Annotated in this window: 18 protein-coding genes; 13 read left to right on the forward strand and 5 right to left on the reverse strand. The window is 71.9% G+C overall.

Annotation, left to right across the window (positions count from 1 at the left end; genetic code table 11):
- The 3 genes from ACIHAR_RS38975 to leuE all read left to right on the forward strand — a co-directional run.
- A partial coding sequence (locus tag ACIHAR_RS38975) for a methylmalonyl-CoA mutase family protein (RefSeq protein ID WP_400023988.1) occupies positions 1 to 291 on the forward strand: 291 nt, incomplete at its 5' end.
- Between the two features lie 99 nt (positions 292 to 390).
- On the forward strand, positions 391 to 963 hold the full coding sequence (locus ACIHAR_RS38980) for a Uma2 family endonuclease (RefSeq protein ID WP_400024008.1): 573 nt from the start codon (positions 391 to 393) through the stop codon (positions 961 to 963).
- Positions 964 to 1011: 48 nt separating this feature from the next.
- A complete protein-coding gene (gene leuE, locus ACIHAR_RS38985; RefSeq protein ID WP_365472245.1) occupies positions 1012 to 1659 on the forward strand; it encodes a leucine efflux protein LeuE in 648 nt (215 codons plus the stop codon).
- On the opposite strand, the gene ACIHAR_RS38990 is transcribed toward leuE, so the two are convergent.
- Complete coding sequence (locus ACIHAR_RS38990) at positions 1660 to 3081, reverse strand: FAD-dependent oxidoreductase (RefSeq protein ID WP_400023990.1); 1422 nt, start codon at positions 3079 to 3081, stop codon at positions 1660 to 1662. It lies immediately after the preceding gene.
- A gap of 73 nt (positions 3082 to 3154) precedes the next feature.
- On the opposite strand from ACIHAR_RS38990, the gene ACIHAR_RS38995 reads away from it, so the two are divergent.
- The 4 genes from ACIHAR_RS38995 (at position 3155) to ACIHAR_RS39010 (ending at position 6708) form a co-directional block, all read left to right on the forward strand.
- Positions 3155 to 3805, forward strand: a complete 651-nt coding sequence (locus ACIHAR_RS38995) for a TetR/AcrR family transcriptional regulator C-terminal domain-containing protein (RefSeq protein WP_365472240.1) — start codon at positions 3155 to 3157, stop codon at positions 3803 to 3805.
- Positions 3806 to 3948: 143 nt separating this feature from the next.
- Complete coding sequence (locus ACIHAR_RS39000; protein ID WP_365472237.1) at positions 3949 to 4974, forward strand: glycosyltransferase family 2 protein; 1026 nt, start codon at positions 3949 to 3951, stop codon at positions 4972 to 4974.
- A complete protein-coding gene (locus ACIHAR_RS39005) occupies positions 4964 to 5443 on the forward strand; it encodes a GtrA family protein (protein ID WP_365472234.1) in 480 nt (159 codons plus the stop codon). Before ACIHAR_RS39000 ends, ACIHAR_RS39005 begins: the two co-directional genes overlap by 11 nt.
- A complete protein-coding gene (locus ACIHAR_RS39010) occupies positions 5440 to 6708 on the forward strand; it encodes an NAD(P)/FAD-dependent oxidoreductase (RefSeq protein WP_365472232.1) in 1269 nt (422 codons plus the stop codon). The genes ACIHAR_RS39005 and ACIHAR_RS39010 overlap by 4 nt, the downstream gene beginning before the upstream one ends.
- A gap of 72 nt (positions 6709 to 6780) precedes the next feature.
- Here the strand turns inward: ACIHAR_RS39010 and ACIHAR_RS39015 are convergent, their stop codons facing one another.
- Positions 6781 to 8523, reverse strand: coding sequence for a hypothetical protein (locus tag ACIHAR_RS39015; protein WP_400023992.1), 1743 nt, complete (start codon positions 8521 to 8523; stop codon positions 6781 to 6783).
- Between the two features lie 205 nt (positions 8524 to 8728).
- On the opposite strand from ACIHAR_RS39015, the gene ACIHAR_RS39020 reads away from it, so the two are divergent.
- Positions 8729 to 9712, forward strand: coding sequence for a glycosyltransferase family 2 protein (locus ACIHAR_RS39020; protein ID WP_400023994.1), 984 nt, complete (start codon positions 8729 to 8731; stop codon positions 9710 to 9712).
- Positions 9709 to 11049, forward strand: coding sequence for a polysialyltransferase family glycosyltransferase (locus ACIHAR_RS39025; protein WP_400023996.1), 1341 nt, complete (start codon positions 9709 to 9711; stop codon positions 11047 to 11049). The genes ACIHAR_RS39020 and ACIHAR_RS39025 overlap by 4 nt, the downstream gene beginning before the upstream one ends.
- Positions 11050 to 11187: 138 nt before the next feature.
- On the opposite strand, the gene ACIHAR_RS39030 is transcribed toward ACIHAR_RS39025, so the two are convergent.
- The 3 genes from ACIHAR_RS39030 to ACIHAR_RS39040 form a co-directional block, all read right to left on the reverse strand.
- Positions 11188 to 12333, reverse strand: coding sequence for an acyltransferase family protein (locus ACIHAR_RS39030; protein WP_400023997.1), 1146 nt, complete (start codon positions 12331 to 12333; stop codon positions 11188 to 11190).
- A gap of 159 nt (positions 12334 to 12492) precedes the next feature.
- On the reverse strand, positions 12493 to 13845 hold the full coding sequence (locus ACIHAR_RS39035) for a polysialyltransferase family glycosyltransferase (protein WP_400023998.1): 1353 nt from the start codon (positions 13843 to 13845) through the stop codon (positions 12493 to 12495).
- A complete protein-coding gene (locus ACIHAR_RS39040) occupies positions 13845 to 14825 on the reverse strand; it encodes a glycosyltransferase family 2 protein (protein ID WP_400024000.1) in 981 nt (326 codons plus the stop codon). The genes ACIHAR_RS39035 and ACIHAR_RS39040 overlap by 1 nt, the downstream gene beginning before the upstream one ends.
- 196 nt (positions 14826 to 15021) lie before the next feature.
- On the opposite strand from ACIHAR_RS39040, the gene ACIHAR_RS39045 reads away from it, so the two are divergent.
- Genes ACIHAR_RS39045 through ACIHAR_RS39060 form a run of 4 tightly spaced genes read left to right on the forward strand, consistent with a single transcriptional unit; the run spans position 15022 to position 19667 of the window.
- Positions 15022 to 16368: a DUF6716 putative glycosyltransferase gene (locus ACIHAR_RS39045; protein WP_400024002.1), complete on the forward strand. Its 1347-nt coding sequence runs from the start codon at positions 15022 to 15024 to the stop codon at positions 16366 to 16368.
- 20 nt (positions 16369 to 16388) lie between these two features.
- Entirely contained in the window at positions 16389 to 17609 is a 1221-nt protein-coding gene (locus ACIHAR_RS39050; RefSeq protein ID WP_400024004.1) for a cytidylyltransferase domain-containing protein, read from the forward strand.
- Between the two features lie 13 nt (positions 17610 to 17622).
- Positions 17623 to 18561, forward strand: a complete 939-nt coding sequence (locus ACIHAR_RS39055) for an N-acetylneuraminate synthase family protein (protein ID WP_365472206.1) — start codon at positions 17623 to 17625, stop codon at positions 18559 to 18561.
- A gap of 35 nt (positions 18562 to 18596) precedes the next feature.
- Positions 18597 to 19667, forward strand: coding sequence for a hypothetical protein (locus ACIHAR_RS39060; protein WP_400024006.1), 1071 nt, complete (start codon positions 18597 to 18599; stop codon positions 19665 to 19667).
- Positions 19668 to 20333 lie beyond the last annotated feature (666 nt).

The raw sequence follows: 20333 nt of genomic DNA on the forward strand, positions 1-20333 counted from the left end.
GTCGTGGTCGGCGTCAACCGCTTCCAGCTCGACGAGGAGGAGCCGTACCAGCCGCTGCGCGTCGACCCGGCCATCGAGACCCAGCAGGCGGAGCGGCTCGCGGCCCTGCGCGCCGAGCGCGACCGGGCCGCGGTGGACGCCGCCCTGGCGGCCCTGAAGAAGGCCGCCGAGGGCGAGGACAACGTCCTGTACCCGATGAAGGAGGCGCTGCGGGCCCGGGCGACCGTGGGCGAGGTGTGCAACGCCCTGCGGGAGGTTTGGGGGACTCATGTGCCGTCGGATGCGTTCTGAGCTGGGCCGATCCCCTCGAATGGGTGATCGAGGGTGGAAATCGCCCGCCCACGGTTACGCTCGTGGAGGGTGTCCCCGAAGGAGGGTGCCGTGGCTGTGATGCGGCACGAGTCGTCGCTTGCCGATGCTGCCGACCGGCTGTGGGAGGAGCTGCCCGGGCACCGGGTGGAGATCCTCAACGGGAGCATCGTCGTGACACCGCCGCCGGACGGTCCGCATCAGGAGACGCTGACCTGGCTCATCGAGGAGTTTCTGCGGATCAAGGCCCGACGGTCCGGTCTCAGATGCGTGCAAGGCGTTGGCTTGTGGCTCCCGACCGGGCCGGATGATTACGCCGTACCGGACTTCTCTGTCGTAGACGCCGATTACAAGGAGGCGCTCGTCGAGAAGAACTGTTACGCCCCGTATGTCTTCCGTCTGGTAGTGGAGGTCACGTCCTCCAACTGGTCCAACGACACAGCCACCAAGGTCGACGTTTACGCGCGGGCGAACATTCCTGCCCACCTCATCGCCGACCGCAAGCACGACGAGGTCCTGCTCTACACCGACCCGGCCGACGGGAAGTACCCCGACCCCCTCCGCTTCAAGCGAGGCCAGACCGTCCCCGTCCCGGAATGCGTCGGCGTCACCCTCGACCTCTGCGTCGACACCCTCCTCGACGGCGACGACTGAGCCACGCCCCGGACCGGAGTGTCGTACCCGCGTGCGACACTCCTTGCCATGTTCGGTGTCATCGATCTCCCGACCTACCTGGCAGGACTTGTCCTGATCGTCCTCCTCCCCGGGCCCAACTCCCTGTACGTCCTCTCCGTCGCCGCTCGGCGCGGAGTGCGGGCCGGGTACACCGCCGCGGCCGGGGTGTGGTGCGGGGACACCGTGCTGATGACGCTCTCCGCCGCGGGCGTCGCCTCCCTCCTCCAGGCCAACGCCCTGCTGTTCGGGATCGTGAAGTACGCGGGCGCCGGGTATCTGACGTGGCTGGCGGTCGGGATGCTGCGGGCCGCCTGGGGGATGTGGCGAGACCGGCGGCGCTCCGAGCAGGCGGTCGCCGACGCCGCCGTTCCCGACGAGCGGCCCTTCCGGCGTGCCCTAGTCATCAGCCTCTTCAACCCCAAGGCGATCCTGTTCTTCGTCGCCTTCTTCGTGCAGTTCGTCGACCCGGGCTACGCCTACCCCGCCCTCTCCTTCGTCGTCCTCGGCGCCTTCGCGCAGCTCGCCAGCTTCCTGTATCTCAGTGCGCTGATATTCAGCGGGACGAGGCTGGCCGCCGCCTTCCGGCGGCGCAGGAGGATCGCGGCGGGGGCGACGTCCGCGGCGGGGGCGCTGTTCCTGGGCTTTGCGGTCAAGCTGTCGCTGGCCGGTTCCTGATCACGGGCGAAGGCCCAGCCGCGTGAGGTAGTCGCCGGGCCCCGCCGCCGACGCGCCGGCCCAGCCGACGTAGCCGTCGGGGCGGACCAGGAACAGTCCGGTGCCGTACGCCTCGTGGGCGGGTCCGCGCACGACCGGCACCGCCTCCCCGAGGTCCGGAGCCTGCACGGAGCCGAGGGCCAGAAGCGTCCAGTGCGGCCCCCGGAAGGCGTCGAAGAGCCGTACGCACCCGACCGTCCCGTCGGGCGCGCGGTCACCGGCCCGCACCGGGCCCGGCGCCTCACGTGTCTCCTCCGTCAGACTCGATCCCCGATACACCAGCCCCAGTTGACGGGTCGCCCCACCGCGCCGCGTCTGTCCGCGGTGGACGCTCGTCGACAGGGCGAGCATGTCCGCCGCGACGGGGCGCCGCTCCTCCTCGTAGGTGTCCAGCAGAGCGGCGTCCGCGCCGTCCCGCAGGACCGCCCCCAGCTTCCACCCCAGGTTGTAGGCGTCCTGCACGCTGGTGTTCAACCCCTGACCGCCGGCCGGTGAGTGCACGTGCGCGGCGTCCCCGGCGAGGAACACCCGCCCGTCCCGGAAGCGGTCCGCGAGGGCCGCCCGGGGGCGGAAGTCCGACGCCCAGCGGACCTCCGTCACATCCTCGGGCGCGAGGTGCGAGCGGGCCGCGACGACCTTGCGGACGCCGACGAGGGAGAGGTCCACCGACGTGCCCTCCGGCAACTGTGCGACCACCTGGAAGTCCTCCGTGCCCGCGAGCGGGCACACCGCCAGGAAGCCCTCGCCCTCCCCGCGCGGCGGAAAGACGTGCCAGTTGTCGCGGTCCAGGCCGGTGATCCGCAGGTCCGCCACCAGCGTCGGGTTCGAGTCGAGCCTCTCGCCCGTCATGCCGATGCCGAGCGCCCCGCGCACGGCCGAGCGGCCCCCGTCGGCGGCCACCAGGTACCGGGCGCGGAGGTCGCCACCGGACGCGAAGCGGGCCGTCACCCCCTCCTCGTCCTGCACCACGCCGGTCACCTCCCTGCCGAAGGCGATCCGCCCGCCCAGTTCCTCCAGCCGCGCCCGCAGGATCTCCTGCGTGCGCCACTGCGGCACCATCCACGGCTCGTCGTACGGCGAGTCCTCGCTCGCCTCCGCCGGGTCGAACATCCGGTGTTCGCCCACGCGCCGTCCGTCCCGCCAGATCATCCCGACCGGGTAGCCGCCCCCGGCCGCGCGGATCGCGCCCAGCACGCCCAGGTCGTCGAAGACCTCCATCGTGCGCGGCTGGATCCCCTTGCCCCGCGAGCCGGGGAACAGCCCGTCGGCCCGCTCCACGACGAGCGCGTCCACCCCGCGCCGCGCCAGGTCGATGCCCAGGGTCAGGCCGGTCGGGCCCGCGCCCACGATCAGGACGTCCGGTGCATGCCCGTGCGCCGACATACGACCACTCTCCTTAACGATGTTAAGTACCGCCGTCCGCCAGGTTCGCCTTAACGGCGTTAAGCTGTCAAGCGTGACCACGGAACGACGTACGCCCCTGGACCGGCAACGGGTGGCCGACACCGCGCTGGGACTCCTCAACGAGGTGGGTCTGGAGGGGCTCACCCTGCGGGCCATCGCCAAGGAGCTGGACGTCAAGGCGCCCGCCCTGTACTGGCACTTCAAGGACAAGCAGGCGCTGCTCGACGAGATGGCGACGGAGATGTACCGCCGGATGACCGCCGGCACGCCCCTCGACCCGGCCGACACCTGGCGGGAGCGGCTGTACAAGGCCAACCGCGGGCTGCGGGCGGCGCTGCTCGGCTACCGCGACGGCGCCAGGGTCTTCAGCGGCTCACGCTTCACCGGCATCGAGCACGCCGAGCAGATGGAGGACACCCTGCGCCTGTTCACGGCGTCCGGCTTCACCCTCCCCCAGGCGGTCCGCGCGATGTCCACGACGTACCTCTACACGCTCGGCTTCGTCATCGAGGAACAGGGCGTCCAGCCGCTCCCCGGCGAACGGCGCGAGGGTTTCGACCTCGACGAACGCGCCCGCGTGATGAGCGCATACCCGCTGGCCGCGAAGGCGGGAGCGGAAATCTTCGCCGATTACGAACGGCATTTCGAGGAGGGTCTCGAGCTCGTCATCGACGGAATCGCGGCGCGGTACGGGCGCGAATAGGCGGCCCCGTTAACCGGTCGACCATGCGGGATTCGTATTCCGTACACAGGGTGTGACGATCGAGCGGCGTCCGTCGATTCACCGCATCCCGCCCCTCATTGCGCGTTCGAGTCGCGTTCACATCGCGCCCCTACGTTCGCCGAATGCCAGACATATCAAGCCGGGTGCAGGAGTCGCGCGCGCTCCGTCAGCGTGGTGGCGCCGCGCTCGTCTCATATGTGTTGCCCGTCTACAACGAGCAGGACGGGATCCGCCACTTCCACGAGGAACTCGTGGCGGCCCTGGGGGAGCGCCCCGAGTTCGCCTATGAATTGATCTACGTCAACGACGGCTCCGCCGATGGCACGCCCGCCATTCTGGAGGACATCGCGAAGAACGACCGGCGCGTCCGGGTCGTCGACTTCGCGCGCAACTTCGGGCACCAGATGGCCATCACGGCCGGTATCGACGAGGCACGCGGCGACGCCGTCATCGTCATGGACACCGACCTCCAGGACCCGCCGCGGGTCAGCCTCGAGCTGATCGACGCCTGGCGGGACGGCGCGGAGATCGTGCACGCCCGTCGGCGCAGCCGGCAGGACACGTTCTTCAAGAAGGCCACCGCGCACGCCTTCTACCGGCTGCTGCGGTCCTCCACCGAGGTGGACATCCCGGTGGACACCGGCGACTTCCGGCTCATGGACCGGCGCGCCGCCGACGAGCTGCGGCGATTCAGGGAGCGCAGCCGGTTCGTACGCGGCATGGTCGCCTCGATGGGCTTCCGGCAGAGCGAGGTCCACTTCGACCGCGACGAGCGGTTCGCCGGGGAGACGAAGTACCCGCTGCGCAAGATGGCGCGCCTCGCCATCGACGGGCTGACCGGCTTCTCCACCGCGCCGCTGCGGATGATCACCAAGCTGGGCTTCGTGGTGCTCGCGCTGTCGCTCGTCGGCATCTGCTACGCGCTCGCCATGAAGGTCCTGCGCCCGGACATCACCGTCTCCGGCTGGACGATGCTGATGGTCGTCGTCCTGTTCCTCGGCGGTGTGCAGATGCTGTCGCTGGGCGTGCTGGGCAGCTACATCGGGCGTACGTACAACGAGGTGCAGGGCCGGCCCCTGTACACCGTGCGGCAGGTCATCTCGTACGACCCGGAGGCCGGCGGTGACGGCATCGGCCATGCCCACTGAGAACGCGGTGCACACCGGCACCCCGGCGGGCGCCGGAACCCCGCCGAGTACCGACAGCCCGCCGAGTGCCGACACCCCGCCGGGCGCCCCCCGCGCCCGCGACATCCGGCAACTGATCAGCTACGCGCTGGTCGGCGGCAGCGGCGTCCTCCTCGACCTGGGCGCCTTCCTACTGCTCTACAACGTGGCCGGGCTGCACGAGCAGGTGGCCAACGTGCTCTCCACCAGCCTCGGCATCACCAACAACTTCGTCCTCAACGCCCTGTTCACCTTCGGCAAGCGCGACCGTCTGCTACTGCGCTACCTGCGCTTCTACGCCGTCGGCCTGACCGGCATCGCGCTGACGTTCGTGCTGCTCGCGGTGTTCTCCCGGGGGCTCGGCATCGACCCGAACCTCGTGAAGGCCGGCTCACTGCCGTTGGTGCTGGTCTTCCAGTTCGTGCTCAACAGAAAGTGGAGTTTCGCATGAATCTCGGCGTCATCGGCGCGGGCGCGACCGGCCTCACCGCCGCGTACGACGCGGTCAAGCAGGGCCACGCGGTCACCGTCCTGGAGGCCGCCGACGAACTGGGCGGGCTCGCCGCGTCGATCCCCGTCGGGGGAGTGCCGCTGGAGCGCTACTACCACCACATCTTCCGCAGCGACCGCCAGATGATCGAACTCATCGAGGAACTGGGCCTGGGCGGCGACCTGCGCTTCCACAGGACCACCACCGGTGTGTACCGCGACGGACGCATGCACCCCTTCAGCACCCCGCTGGAGATGCTGAACTCCCCGCTGTACGGCCTGCCCGCCGGTGTCCGCTTCGGGCTGTCGTCGGCGTGGCTGAAGATCGTTCGCCACGGGGAGAAGTTCAACGACCGCACCGCCCTGAGCTGGCTCAACAAGTGGGCCGGGCGGCGCGCCACCGAGGCGGTCTGGGAGCCGCTGCTGCGCGGGAAGTTCGGCGACCGCGCCGACCAGGTGTCGATGGCCTGGCTGTGGGCGCGTGTCCACTGCCGCACCTTCGAACTCGGCTACCTGGACGGCGGCTTCGAGCGCGTGTACGCGACGCTGCGCGACCGGATCGCCGAGCGCGGCGGCAAGGTCGACTTCGGCAAGCGGATGGAGACGATCCGCCAGGACGGCGAGGACGGGCCGGTCACCGTGCGCACCGCCGACGGTGCCACGTACACCTTCGACCACCTGATCGTCACCACTCCGCAGCCCGCCTTCGCCAAGGCCGCCGACGCGCCCGCCGACGACGCCGTCTGGCGCAACCAGTACCTGGGCGCCACCTGCTTCGTCCTGGAGCTGGACCGCAGCGCCATCCCGTACTACTGGCTCAACATCAACGAGCCGGACTTCCCGTTCCTCGCGGTCGTCGAGCACACGCGGATGATCGACCCGGCGCAGTACGGCGGCCGTCACATCCTCTACGTGGGCAACTACGTCGAGCGGGACGACTGGCGCTTCACCACCGAGCCGGCCGAACTGCTGGAGCGGTACCTGCCGTGGCTCCAGCGGCTGAACCCCCGGTTCGACCGGTCCTGGATCCAGGACTGGCACTTCTCGCGGGCGCCCTTCGCCCAGCCCGTGGTCACGCCCGAGTACAAGGCGCTGATCCCCGGCCACCGCACCCACCTCAGCCGGGTGACGCTCGCGACGATGGCGCAGATCTACCCGCAGGACCGGGGGCAGAGCTACTCGGTGGAGCTGGGTCACAAGGCGGCGCGCCTCGCGGGCGTGGCCTGACCCGGCCCGCCGGCCGCACGGCGAAGGCCCCGGCGGAGCAGTCCGCCGGGGCCTCCGTCGTCGCCTCCGGGATCAGTCCGGGTGGCGCAGGGTGCACACCACGAGCTGCCGCCCCTCCGGCTCGGGGCACTCGTACGTGGTCCGGATGTCGGCGGCGATCCGCGGGTCGATCACCCCGAGCGACAGCCAGCTGGGCTGGTAGACGGCGTACTCGGGCGGGTGCTCCTGCGTGACGCAGCGCACGTTCTCCCGGGTCGAGGTGAGCGAGGGAACCTCGGTGAGCTGCTTCGGCACGTTGAAGAACGTGGGGAACGGATAGCGGCACGGGGTCGGGTGGCCGATGTAGTACGCCTGCTGCCCGAAGGCGAGGTACTGCACCTCCGCCCCGGCCGGGAGTTCGGCGTTCACCTGGGCGGCGGCGGTCTCCGCCGACCGCGCCTGCACCTTCAGCTCCTCGTTCGTGGTGACGAGCTCGCCGCGGACCACCCGGACCCCGGACGAGGGCCACACGGTCGCGGCCAGGCACACGACCAGTGCGAGGACGGACAGGGCCACCGGAACACGGCGGGCGCGCGGACGCGGTGCGCGCACCCGCAGCAGGTCCACCGCGCCGGCCACGAGGGCCGCGGCCGAGGCGAGCCAGGCGAGCACGTCCACGTCGACGTCGGCGCGGACGTGGGCGAGGAGTGGGGTCAGCACGCCGTACAGGAGGGCGAGCAGGGTCAGGCACAGCGGGGGCCTGCCGTGCCGTCCGTACCAGCGGCCGATCGCCAGGCCGGTCAGGGCCGCGGCCACCACCGGCAGGCTCTCGCCGTGGTACGCGAACCAGTTGCCCTGGTAGACCACGACGGCCAGGCCGACGACGACGAGCAGCAGGGTGACGACCACGGCCTCGACGCGCTGCCGGCGCGAGCGGAGCGTGGCCGCGAACACCAGCAGCGCGCCGGGCAGCAGCGCCAGCACCGGCGTCAGCGCGATCCGGTCGCCCAGGTACTGGGCGGTCCGCAGCAGCAGGTCCGGGACGACGATCGGCTCGCTGCCCAGCGCGTGCGCGTTGATGTACGGCATGTCGCGCAGCCACTGGAGCTCGCGCGAACCCGACCAGGCGCTGAGCGCGAACAGCAGGCCGGTGGCGACGGCGGTCGCGGCGGCGAGCAGCAGGGCCCGCAGGCGGTCCACGGCGAAGACCACGACGAGCGCCATCGCCGCGGTGCCGGCGGTGGAGTACTTCATCAGCACCGCGAGACCGAGCGGCAGCGCGGCGAGCGCGGCGGCCCGCCAGGGGCCGCGGACGCCGAGGGCGGCGGCGACGGCGGCCGCCGCGAGGACGAGCGCGAACCACTCCGGCTGCAGGTAGTCGATGACGGGCGCGAAGGCCAGGGTGAGCGCGGTCAGGCCCGCGACGAGCATCGCGTCCCGCTCGGGCACACGGCGGCGCAGGGCCCGCTGCAGAAGGAGGCCGACCGCCGCGCACAGGGCGAGGCCGACGAGCCGCATGAGGGCCTCGCGCACCGCGTTCGACCCGCCGGTGACGGAGTCCAGACCGGCGATCGACCAGCGGTAGAAGAAGGGCCGGTGGGCGAACACCTCGGAGGGCGACAGGCCGCTTCGCCCCGTCGTCCGCAGGGCAGCGAGCACATAGCGGATGTCGAGGAAGACGCCGGCGGTGAGGGTCGTGTAGATCAGCAGCGCGGCGGTGGCGATGGCGGTGGTCCACCCCGCGGGAGAGGTGAGGCGCAGCCGGCGGGACGCCGGTCCGTGCGGGCTCCGCCCGTGCTGCGCGACGGGCGGAGGTGAGGTGGATATGTCGGTCACGTGCGCGAACCTAGCACCGTATTCCGTGGAATTACGGGGCGGTGGAAAGGAGCAGGGACGGGACACCCATTCTTCAACCGTAATTCTCCGACCCGATCCGGATGTCACGCCGAATTCACCTGGGTTTCGGTGACGGGACACGCACCTGCTGATCCCGCATTCCTAGGATCGCTTGACCTCCCGCCGAGAATTCAGGTGCGCACACGTGGCCAACCAACCGACCCTGTCCGTCGTCGTCCCCTGCTACAACATCGAGTCCTATCTCCCGGAGACCGTGACCAGCCTGGTCAACAACGCCCGGGACGACTTCGAGTTCGTCTTCGTCGAGGACAGATCCACCAGGGACCGGACCTACGAGGCTCTCTGCGCGCTGACGGAGCGGCTCGGGAACAGCCGGGTGATCCGGCACGAGCACAACGGCGGACTGGCGACCGCGCGCAACACCGGCCTCGACGCCGCGGAAGGCCGCTACCTCACCTTCCTCGACGGCGACGACTGGCTGGCGCCGGGCTATCTGGCCCGACTGGTCGACGTCATCGAGCGGTTCGACGTCGACTTCGTCCGCACCGACCACGTACAGGTCACGGGTGTCGAGCGGGCCGTCCACCGGGCGCCCGAGGGCCGCCGCCACACCCCGCTCGACCCGCGCACCTCCATCCTCCCCGTCGACGACACCACGATGGTCGACTACCCGTACGCCTGGGCCGGCGTCTACCACCGCCGCCTCCTCGAGCGGGGCATGCTCCGCTTCCACGACGGGCTGCGCACCGCCGAGGACCGCCCGTGGATCTGGGACCTGCACCGCAGGGCCGAGTCCTACGTCGTCGCCAGCCTGCGCGGGGTCTTCTACCGCCGGGGCATCGCCAGTTCGCTCACCCAGATCGGCGATGTGCGCCAGCTGGACTTCTTCCGCTCCTTCGACCTCGTCCTCGCCGAGCTCGCCGACGACCCCGAGGCCGGCCGACTGCGCAAGAAGGCGCTGCGCGACTACTGCGTCGTCATCGCCCACCAGCTGCTCGACCGGCGCCGGTTCGAGCGCGGTGTGGCCGCGCGGCTGAAGCGGCTGGCCGCCGAGGCGCTGGGCAGGATGAGCGAGGAGGAACTGAGCGAGGCCGTGGTGGGGATGGGCGAGGAACGCGTGGACGTGCTGCGCCGGGTGCGGGGCGGCCTGAAGGGAGTGGCGGCGTGATCCAGATCTTCTGCTCGGCCACCCAGTACGCGGCCGCGACCGTCACCGCCGCGATCCGCGCCGGCCGGTTCGGTCCGCGCGAGGGCGTCCGCCGCATCCTCGTCGTCAGCAACACCGCCGTCGTACCGGAGGTCGGTACCCCGCTGGACCGGATGCCCGGCTTCGAGAAGCTGCGCCCCGAGTTCGACCAGGTGCACTCCTGGAACGAGTTCATCTCCCCGCACCACCCGGCCGGCTGGTCGCCTCGCGCCCAGGACGCCCACCTGCTGGAGAAGGCCGTACGCCTCGCCTGGGACCTGGGCGACGAACCGGTGGAGATCGCCTGCGAGTCCATCCAGGCCAACCCCTCCCGCGCGATCGCCGACATCTTCGCGGACAGCCCGATCCACGTCTACGCGGACGGCCTGATGAGCTACGGCCCCACCCGCAACCGCATCCCGCACGGCATGAGCAGCCGCATCGCGCGCGTGCTCCACCTCGACCTGGTGCCCGGTCTGCGGCCGATGCTGCTGTCCGAGTACGGCGTCCCGCCCGAGACCGTGCCCGATGAGGCGATCGTCGACGTCCTCGCCCAGATCGGCGAGTCCGGCGCGGGCGTCCTCGCCGAGCGGCTCCCGGCCGACCGCCCTCCCACCGCGGTCCTGCTCGGCCAGTACCTCTCCGCCATCGACCTGATCACACAGGACGAGGAGGAGCGGCTGCACATCCGCATGCTGCGTGCCGCCGCCCGCGCGGGCCACGAGGACGTGCTGTTCAAGCCGCACCCGAGCGCGCCCGCCGTGTACGGCGAGTCCCTGGAGGCGGCCGCCGGGGAACTCGGGGTGCGGCTCACGGTGCTGCACGAGCCCGTCCTCGCCGAGACGGTCTTCGCGTACCTGAGGCCGAAGCTCGTCATCGGCTGCTTCTCCACGGCACTGATGACCGCCGCCGCCTTCTACGGCATTCCCGTCGCCCGCGTCGGCACGGAACTGCTCCTGGACCGCATCACGCCGTACGAGAACAGCAACCGCGTCCCGCTCACCATCATCGACGCGGCGCTGCCCGACGCGGAGCACGCGGAAGCCGCCACGCCGCTCGACCTCGCGGGAGCCGCCGAGGAGCTGGCACCGCTGGTGCGGGCCGTGGGGTACTGCATGCAGTCCCGCAAGCACCACGCCCTGCGCGACGAGACGGCCGCCTTCCTCGCCACCCGTCTGGCCGAGTACCAGCGCTACTTCAAGCGCCGCCGCCTCACGAGCCTGCGCCTCCCCGGCGGCGGCCCGGTCCGGGCGGAGGCGCTGCGCCGTCATCCGGTCGTGCGGCGGGCCGTCCGGCGGTTGCGGTCGACGGCGCGTTAGGGAGAGCCGCGCGCCGCCGTCCGCCGTTCGCGGCAGCGTCGTGGCCGGCCGGTCGCGCCCACGCGGCGGAGCCGCACACGACACGGCCCCGCGCCCCTCCCGGGGCGCGGGGCCCGCCGTCCGGGGGCGCGTCCCGCGCTACTTCCGCCCCGCCGGCGCCCGCCTCAGTCGCGGACCGAACGGCTTCTCCACGAACCGGTGAAGGAGCCAGGCGATGCCCAGCATGGCCAGCACGGTCGCGGCGAACGTCAGCCACGGGCCCAGACCGAACTCGCGGTGGAGCACCCGGATGAAGAACCAGCCCAGGTGCTCGTGGATCAGGTAGAAGGGGTACGTGAGCGCGCCCGCCACCGTCAGCCAGCGCCAGTTCGCCCGGCTCGTCCAGCCCAGGGCCACCGCCGCGACGGCGACGAAGGCGACGAGGACGATCAGCTGGATGACGTACGGGCTGCGGTGGAAGTCGCCCTGCGGGCCGGGGTGCCACAGGGCCGTGACCGAGTAGCGCTGGCCGAGCAGGAAGCTCATGACCACGATGCCCCACAGCAAGAGGTCGCTGCCGAAGCGGTGGATCAGGTACAGGGCGAGGCCGCCGATGAAGTACGGCGCGTGGTCGCGCATCACCAGCTCGTCGGTCAGCGGGTGGTCGGCGACCCGGGCGAAGACGCCGGCCAGCGTCCACAGGCAGCAGAAGAGCACCACCCGCCGGTAGGTGACGCCCCGCCAGACCACGCACAGCGCGAACAGGGCGTAGAAACGCACCTCCACCCACAGCGTCCAGTCCACTCCGAGCACCCGGGGAACGCCCATGGGCTGCTGCAGCATGGTGAGGTTGACGAGGAGCTCGTCGGAGCGCAGCGGCGCGGACACCACCGGCAGGAGAAGGCCGGCGGCGGTGACCAGGACGATCGCCGCCCAGTACGCCGGGTACAGGCGGGCGACCCGGGAGCGGAAGAAGTGACCCACACCTTTGCCCCAGCTGCTCATGCAGATCACGAAGCCGCTGATCAGGAAGAAGAACTGCACCCCCAGGCTGCCGTAGGTCGCGAACTGCGACAGCGTCGGGAACTTCACCCCGGGCGACTGGTGCCAGGACTGCGCGACCTCTCCGTTCTTGCCGGCGTAGTGGTAGCAGCAGACCATCAGGGCCGCCAGCAGACGCAGACCGTCCAGGGCGCGCAGCCGGCTCTCCGCCCGGGGCCTGACGGCGGTCCGGTCGGGCAGGAAGAAGTGCGGCCGGGACGCCGGTGCCGATGCCGGTGGCGGGGCCTGGTCAGTCGCGCTCATCCTGGGGACCTTCCGTGCGAGTCGAGAGATGCGCTCGAACGCTAGGAACCCCCGACGAGTGAGGGATGAGGAGCGGCTGACCCAGGGGCAGCGAAGAGATGGTGATCGGATGAACGGCTGCCGGGCCGCGCGCCTGCTTCCGCCGCCGGGCGACTGCCCCTACCGCTTGCCGGTCCTCCGCTTCAGCGTCCGCGCCCGGCGCGCCATCCGGCGTACGGTCGCGTTGCGCGGGATGAAGGCGAGCCGGGCCGGTACGACGCCGGGGAGGGCCAGCGCCGCCAGGCGCCGGCGCCTGAAGTAGCGCCAGGTGCCCGGGTCCAGGTGCGCGGACAGGTAGCGCTCCGCCTCGCCCCGCAACCCCGGGTGGATCCTCGGCTGCATCGCGAAGGCGACGGCCTTGAGGAGCATGGCCAGCCCCTCCACCCGCTGCTGCGACGGCATGGTCCATCCCTGAACCGCCGACCCGTCCGCCAGGTCCGGCAGCAGCGCGTCGACGAGGGTGAGCGGCACCCGTTCGCTGTTCTGGTAGGGCGCGAGCCGGGCCAGCACGGTGTCGGTGCCGACCCGTGCGACCGGGAGGCCGTACAGACCGGCGGCGGTGAGCAGCCCGGTGGAGTAGCAGCCGACGACGAGGGCGGGCCGCAGCCGCTGGTAGGCCACCTCCGCGAGGACCGGCCGGTCGAGGACGGTGAGTTCGGCGCCCAGCTTCCCCGCCTCGTCCTCCAGCAGCCGGGACCAGCGGACGGGGGCCACGGGGTGCGGCTTGAACACCAGATGCCGGTGCCCGAGCGCCACGGCGCCGCGCACCATGCGCAGGTGCAGCTCCTCTTCCTCCGCGTCGCCGAGGACGCCGAGCGCCGAGAGGCACTGCCCGAGCAGCAGGGCCGGCCGCTCCTCCGAGGGAGACAACTCCTCCTCCGCGTCGGCGAGTTCGCCCAGCACCTTCAGGAACGCCTCCGACGGCACCGGCACCGGCGGCACGTCCCACTCGGTGAGCAGCAGCGGGGTGAGGCCCGGCACCAGATCGAGGTGCAGCAGCCGGCCGACACGGGTGCCGACCAGCGGGTCGACCTTCTCGCGCGTGGGGCCGTAGCCCGTGAGACCGCCGGCGTGGACGTCGACGGGGGCGCCGGTGAACACCTGGCACAGCGCCAGTGACGCATTGACCTGGAGGGACTCCACCACCAGGTGGACCTCGTCGTCGCCGAGGCCCCACAGCAGCCGCAGATGCCGCTCCCACAGGGGGACGTCGTCGCCACGGGGGCTCCAGGCGGCCGGGTGGAAGGGGGCGATCGTCTCGTTCCAGGAGAGCACGTCGTCGAAGCGCTCACGGATCCGGGCGAAGCCCGGCATCGCGTCGACGGACGGCGTGGTCTCCGGGTTGACCGCGTTGTCGGCGACCAGCAGCAGCCGGCGGTCGGCCGGTTCGAAGAGCCCGGCGTCGAGGGCGGCGGCCAGGGTCGCGGCGCCGTACAGGGTCGAGACGCAGAAGATCCGGGTCGTACGAGGCATCACGCGGCCACCGTCCGTGCCGTCACCGGCCTGCGCCGCACGCGCCGCAGGACACCGGCCCGCTGCGCGTCCATCGAGTCCATGACCTCCGCGAGCACGTCCTGCGGCATTCTCCTCAGGGCGGCGGCGCACAGTGAGCGCAGTTTCCGGGCGACGGCGGGTTCGAACCTCTCGATCGAGCCGAGGTGATGCGTCATGACCGCGCAATAGGTGCGCACCGCTTTGGGCAGCAGCCTGCCGGCCTCCGGGTCACGTGCCGTTTCCTCGATCACCTGGTCGAATGCGCGAACGAAGTCCAATTGCCGTACGTCGCCGATCTGGGTGAGAGAAGAGGCCACACCGCGCCGGTAATGGACGCCCAGCAGCCCCACCACGGCGAAGGAATCCGCCTCCCGGTGCAGCCTCCAGATCCAGGGACGGTCCTCGGCCGTCCGCAGTCCGTCGGTGAAATGCAGCAGCCCGCGGTCGACCAGCCGGCGGTGGTAGACGCCCGCCCAGGCGTAGGCGTAGTCCACCGAGGTCGACCGGTCGGCGGGCAGGATCGCCGTCCGCGGATTCATCACCGTTCCCCGACGGCCGTGCGGAACGCGGTGAATGCTGCGGGACCGCCCGGTGCACTGCACATGGTCGGTGCGGACGAAATCGCACCCCAGTTCCTCGATGGCGGCGAGGAGTTGCGGGAAATAACCGGGAGCGAGCCAGTCGTCGCCGTCCAGAAAGGTCAGGTACTCGCCGCGCGCCCTGTCGATGCCGGAGTTCCTCGCGGTCGCCAGCCCCCCGTTCCTCCCGTGTCCGACCAGCACCGCGCACGGCAGTTCACGCTCCGCGCGCGCGAGGATGTCCGGGGTCGCGTCGGTCGAGCAGTCGTCGACCAGGATGAACTCGAAGTCCTCGCGCGCGTTCGCCCGCAGGCTCGCGAGAGTGTCCGGCGCGTATTGCTGCACGTTGTAGAACGGCACGATCACGGAGAGCTTTGGCACATCGAAACCCTAGGACGCCTCTTGGCGGCAACAATTGCGCCCGGAGGTATGGGGAGTGAACTCGATGTGTCGGAACGGTGCATCACGGCTACTTCCAAGGCGCCTGCCGGCCGGTTGTTTCCCAGGTCGTATTCCGTTTACCTTTCGTTGAATCATGGTTCGGCCGGTCCTGGATTTGGCTTCCTAGGGTCGTCCCGTGCCACCAAGTACTTCGAGGCCCATCCGGGTTGCCGTCCTCGCCGATTCCGACACCCGCTGGAAATGGGGTGCCCTGACCGGGGCGCGCATCGTGCCGGGAAACCCGTCCGGGGACGCCGGCGCCTCCGGCACCGGGCAGCTCGCGCCGGTGCTGGACGGTTTCCTGCTGCGCGGCCGCGCCACGCCCACCCCACGCCAGCTCCGGGAGGTCGGCGTGCGCGCCGACTCGCTGCGCGAGGTGACGGCCGTGGAGTTCCTGCGCGCCATGGCGCAGACGTCGTACGACGTACTGGTCCTCGCCCTGGTGGGGGGCGGTGTACAGGCCGTGCTGCACGGCCTGAGCCGGGTCTGGGAGGGCCGCGGCGAGCGGCCCGTCGTCGTCACCGGCTACGTCGGTGTCGTCTACGAGAAGCTCGCCGACGGCCTGCTGCTGCGGCACGGCGCCGACCTCGTCCTCGCCAACTCCCGCCAGGACGCGGAGCGTTTCCGCGCGGTGTACGAGGGCGTGGGCGCCGACGCCTCCTCGGTGACGGAGGTGGCCCTGCCGTTCCTCGGGGGCGCCCCCTACGCCGGCGAGCACACCCCCTACACGGTGGTCTTCGCCGCCCAGCCGTCCGTCCCGGACACGCGCACGGACCGCCTCTACCTCCTGGACAGGCTCGTCCGGCACGCCCGCCTCCACCCCGACCGCGAGGTACTGCTCAAACTCCGCTCCAAGCCGGGTGAACACACCACCCACATCGAGGAGCTGCCCTACCAGAAGCTGGCGCAGAAACTCGACCTGCCGCCCAACCTCCGCCTGGTCTACGGCAACATGGGCGAGGTCCTCGACCGCACCGACCTCATGGTCACGGTCAGCTCCACCGCCGCCCTCGAATCCCTCCACCGCCGCATCCCCACCGTGGTCCTCACCGACCTGGGCGTGCGCGAGGCGCTCGGCAACCACCACTTCGTCGGCTCCGGCTGCCTGGCCTCCTGGGACCAGCTCGACGCCGGGCACCGTCCCGCCCCCGACGAGGAGTGGGTGGCCCGGCAGGGCGTCGCCGCCGACGGCTCCTACGCCACCGCCTTCGACGCGGCCCGCACGCGCATCGCCGAACTGCTCGCCTCGCCCGGACTGCCGCCGCTGACCCCGTACTACACACCCGCGACCGCGCCCGGTTACCTGCCCGGCATCCTCTCCCGCCACCACCTCGGCCCCGACGGCAGCCCGCTGCCCGGCGCCCCCGCCGCCGGCAGGGAGCCGGGCCCGGTCCGGCAGATCGTGCGCCGGGCCGCCCGCGGCGCCTACCGGCATGGGGTGCAGCGCGTGGCCCCCGTCATCCGGCGCATGGGGGAGCTGTGACCCGTCAAGGAGACATGCTCATGCCCGACTCATCCGGGAGCGCGCGCCGTGTGCTCGCCGTGATCCCCGCACGCGGTGGCTCCAAGGGGGTCCCCGCGAAGAACCTCGCCCCCGTCGGCGGAGTGCCGCTCGTGGCGCGGGCCGTGCGTGAGTGCCGGAGCGCACGGCGGGTCACGGACGTCGTGGTCTCCACCGACGACCGGGCCATCGCCGCGGCGGCCCGCGAGGCCGGAGCCGAGGTCGTGCTGCGGCCCGCCGCGATCGCCGGGGACACCGCCACCTCGGAGGCCGCGGTGCTGCACGCCATGGACGCCCACGAGGCCCTGCACGGCGCGGCCGTCGACGTGGTGCTGCTCGTGCAGTGCACCAGCCCGTTCCTCGTCCGCGAGGACATCGACGAAGTCGCCGCTGCCGTCGTCGAGAACGGCGCGGACACGGCGGTGACCGTGGCCCCCTTCCACGGGTTCGTGTGGCGGGACGCGGACGGCGCGGGCGGCCAGGGCGTCAACCACGACAAGGACCACCGCCCCCGCCGCCAGGACCGCCCCCGGGACTTCCTGGAGACCGGCGCCGCCTACGCCATGGACGCGGCCGGCTTCCGCCGGCACGCCCACCGCTTCTTCGGCCGCACCGACCTGGTCCGCACCGATCCGGCCCGCGTCCTGGAGATCGACGACCCGCACGACCTGGCCCGCGCCCGCGCCCTCGCGCCCCTCTTCGACGCGGCGCGCCCCGGCGCCCTCCCGACCGCCGACGACATCGACGCGGTCGTCCTCGACTTCGACGGCACCCAGACCGACGACCGGGTGCTGATCGACTCCGAGGGACGGGAGTTGGTCTCCGTGCACCGCGGCGACGGACTCGGCATCGCGGCCCTGCGCAGGAGCGGCCTGAGGATGCTGATCCTCTCCACGGAGCAGAACCCGGTCGTCGCCGCCCGCGCCCGGAAGCTCAAGCTCCCGGTGCTGCACGGCATCGACCGCAAGGACCTCGCACTCAAGCAGTGGTGCGAGGAGCAGGGCATCGCGCCGGAGCGCGTGCTCTACGCCGGCAACGACGTCAACGACCTCCCGTGCTTCGCCCTCGTCGGCTGGCCCGTGGCGGTCGCGAGCGCCCACGACGTCGTCCGCGGCGCCGCACGCGCGGTCACCACCGCCCCCGGTGGCGACGGCGCGATCCGGGAGATCGCCGGCTGGATCCTCGGACCCTCTCTCGACTCTCTCGACCCCCTCCCCGAGTAAGGAACCCCCTGACATGAGCACCAACTCCCGCCTCCGCCAGTTCGGTTCGCGCACGGCCGGACCGGGTCGGCCCGTCTACATCTGCGGCGAGATCGGCATCAACCACAACGGTGAGCTGGAGAACGCCTTCAAGCTGATCGACGTGGCCGCCGAGGCCGGCTGCGACGCCGTCAAGTTCCAGAAGCGGACCCCGGAGATCTGCACCCCGCGCGACCAGTGGGACATCGAGCGCGACACCCCCTGGGGGCGGATGACGTACATCGACTACCGTCACCGCGTCGAGTTCGGCGAGGACGAGTACCGGGCCATCGACGACCACTGCAGGGCCAAGGGCATCGCCTGGTTCGCCTCCCCGTGGGACACCGAGGCCGTCGCCTTCCTGGAGAAGTTCGACGTGCCCGCCCACAAGGTGGCCTCCGCCTCCCTCACCGACGACGAGCTGCTGCTCGCCCTCCGCGCCACCGGCCGCACGGTCATCCTCTCCACCGGCATGTCGACCCCGAAGCAGATCCGCCACGCCGTCGAGGTCCTGGGCAGCGACAACATCCTGCTCTGCCACGCCACCTCCACCTACCCGGCGAAGGCGGAGGAGCTGAACCTGCGCGTGATCAACACCCTCCAGCAGGAGTACCCGAACGTCCCGATCGGCTACTCCGGCCACGAGACCGGCCTCCAGACCACCCTCGCCGCGGTCGCCCTCGGCGCCACCTTCGTCGAGCGCCACATCACCCTCGACCGCGCCATGTGGGGCTCCGACCAGGCGGCCTCCGTCGAGCCGCAGGGCCTGCAGCGCCTGGTCCGCGACATCCGCACCATCGAGGCCTCCCTCGGCGACGGCGTCAAGAAGGTCTACGACTCCGAGCTCGGCCCCATGAAGAAGCTGCGCCGCGTCACCGGCGTCGTCGCCGAGGCGGAGATCGCCGCGGCCGCCGGCGAGCCCGTCGCGGTCTGACCCACACCAGTGCCCCAAGGGACGGTCGTACGACGATGAGCCCTCGCGCCGGGAACCCCGGCACCACCCCCCACACCCTCGCGTTCGTCGAGAGCCCGGTGCAGCTCCTGAACGTCCTGGAGTGGGCGTACGCCCAGGAGCCCGGCGCGGGGCTCACCCTCGTCGTCCTGTCCCCGACCGACCCGATGACCCGCGGCCAGTTGCGCCGCATGGCCGAACTGGCCCGCGACGAAGGCCACGAGGTCCGCTGGGAGGAGGCCCGCGGCGGCCCCACGGCACCCTTCCGCACCATCGGCGGACTGGCCTCCCTGCTGCGCGCGGCACAGCGGGTCGTCATGGGAGACCCCTTCTCCCGCTACGTCCAGCTCCTGCTGACGATCACCCGCGCCGCCGACCTGGTCGTCGTCGACGACGGCACGGCCACCATGGAGTTCGTCGGCCAGCTCGCCCGGGGCGAACGACTGGTGCGCTGGCACCGCAAGGGCAGCCGCCCCGGCCCCCGCGACCTGCTCTTCGCCCCGGTGTCCTCCTCCGCCCGCCGCCGCCTGACCCCCGCCACCGGCCGGCGGGTGCAGGTCTTCTCCTCGATGCCGGTGACGGACACCCCCGCGGACGTCACGGTCACCCCCCACACCTTCGCCTGGACCCGTGACCGCTTCGGCCCGCCACGCGTGACGAAGGGCGCCGACCTGGTCGGCACGTCCCTGGTGGAGACGGGCGTCGTCGACGGCGACAGCTACCTGCACGCCGTCGGCGTCCTCGCCAGGACCCACGGCGCCTCCCGCTACTTCGCCCACCGCCGCGAGAGCGCCGACAAACTCCACCGTCTGGCCGTGGAGACCGGCCTGGAGGTGGTCCGCCCCGACCTCCCCCTCGAACTGATCGCCCGCCGAGGCCCCGTAGGCCGCACCGTCCTCAGCTTCCCCTCCACCGTCGTCCACACCCTCCCCCTGGCCCTGGCCGGCACCGACGTCCGCGTCGCCGTCTGTGACATCGATCCCACCTGGCTCACCGCCCACGCCTCCCCCCGCGCCCAGGGCTTCCTGTCCGGAGTGACGGGAACGGCCAAGGGCGTCGACCGCCTGGCAACAGTGACCGCCCTCTAAACCGACCCCGCCCTCCATCCGAAGCGAGGCTGGCACGCAACCGGCTCCCGCACTCGCCCGGCGGACGGAGGGGCCATGGCGCCGGCGCACAGCCCGGACGCTCCCGCAGCCGCCCGCGGCGGTAAGCGGGGTCGTGGCGCCGGCGCGCAGCCCGGATGCTCCCGCAGCCGCCCGCGGCGGTAAGCGGGGTCGTGGCGCCGGCGCGCAGCCCGGATGCTCCCGCAGCCGCCCGCGGCGGTAAGCGGGGCCGTGGCGCCGGCGCGCAGCCCGGATGCTCCCGCACCCGCCCGCGGCGGTAAGCGGGGCCGTGGCGCCGGCGCACAGCGCGGACGCTCCCGCACCCACCCTCCGGAAGGAGCGGATCGCGGCGCCGGCGCGCAACCAGGACGCACCCGCACCCACCCTCCGAAAGGAGCGGATCGCGGCGCCGGCGCGCAACCAGGACGCACCCGCAGTCGCCCGCGGCGGGGAGTGGGTCGTGGCGGTGCGGCGCAGCCCGTCGCGTAGCGCTGCACGGCCAAGGGCCACCAATTCCGGCAAGCGGCCGTACGCCCGGCCGGCGACGGGCTCGCCGCACCGCCACGAGGCCCGCCCCCCCCCCCCCCCCCCCCCCCCCCCCCCCCCGCCCCCCCCCCGCCCCCCCCCGCCCCCCCCACCCCCCCCCCC

Source organism: Streptomyces sp. NPDC052016, assembly GCF_044548445.1.
GTDB lineage: Bacteria > Actinomycetota > Actinomycetes > Streptomycetales > Streptomycetaceae > Streptomyces.

Excerpts from the sequence above, each read along its gene's own strand:
- ACIHAR_RS39000 (WP_365472237.1), top strand. The coding sequence starts at position 3,949 with ATGCCAGACATATCAAGCCGGGTGCAGGAGTCGCGCGCGCTCCGTCAG.
- ACIHAR_RS39050 (WP_400024004.1), top strand. The coding sequence starts at position 16,389 with ATGCCCGACTCATCCGGGAGCGCGCGCCGTGTGCTCGCCGTGATCCCC.
- ACIHAR_RS38980 (WP_400024008.1), top strand. The coding sequence starts at position 391 with ATGCGGCACGAGTCGTCGCTTGCCGATGCTGCCGACCGGCTGTGGGAG.
- ACIHAR_RS39035 (WP_400023998.1), bottom strand. The coding sequence starts at position 13,845 with ATGCCTCGTACGACCCGGATCTTCTGCGTCTCGACCCTGTACGGCGCC.
- ACIHAR_RS39005 (WP_365472234.1), top strand. The coding sequence starts at position 4,964 with ATGCCCACTGAGAACGCGGTGCACACCGGCACCCCGGCGGGCGCCGGA.
- ACIHAR_RS39055 (WP_365472206.1), top strand. The coding sequence starts at position 17,623 with ATGAGCACCAACTCCCGCCTCCGCCAGTTCGGTTCGCGCACGGCCGGA.
- ACIHAR_RS39010 (WP_365472232.1), top strand. The coding sequence starts at position 5,440 with ATGAATCTCGGCGTCATCGGCGCGGGCGCGACCGGCCTCACCGCCGCG.
- ACIHAR_RS38990 (WP_400023990.1), bottom strand. The coding sequence starts at position 3,081 with ATGTCGGCGCACGGGCATGCACCGGACGTCCTGATCGTGGGCGCGGGC.
- ACIHAR_RS39030 (WP_400023997.1), bottom strand. The coding sequence starts at position 12,333 with ATGAGCGCGACTGACCAGGCCCCGCCACCGGCATCGGCACCGGCGTCC.
- ACIHAR_RS39060 (WP_400024006.1), top strand. The coding sequence starts at position 18,597 with ATGAGCCCTCGCGCCGGGAACCCCGGCACCACCCCCCACACCCTCGCG.
- leuE (WP_365472245.1), top strand. The coding sequence starts at position 1,012 with ATGTTCGGTGTCATCGATCTCCCGACCTACCTGGCAGGACTTGTCCTG.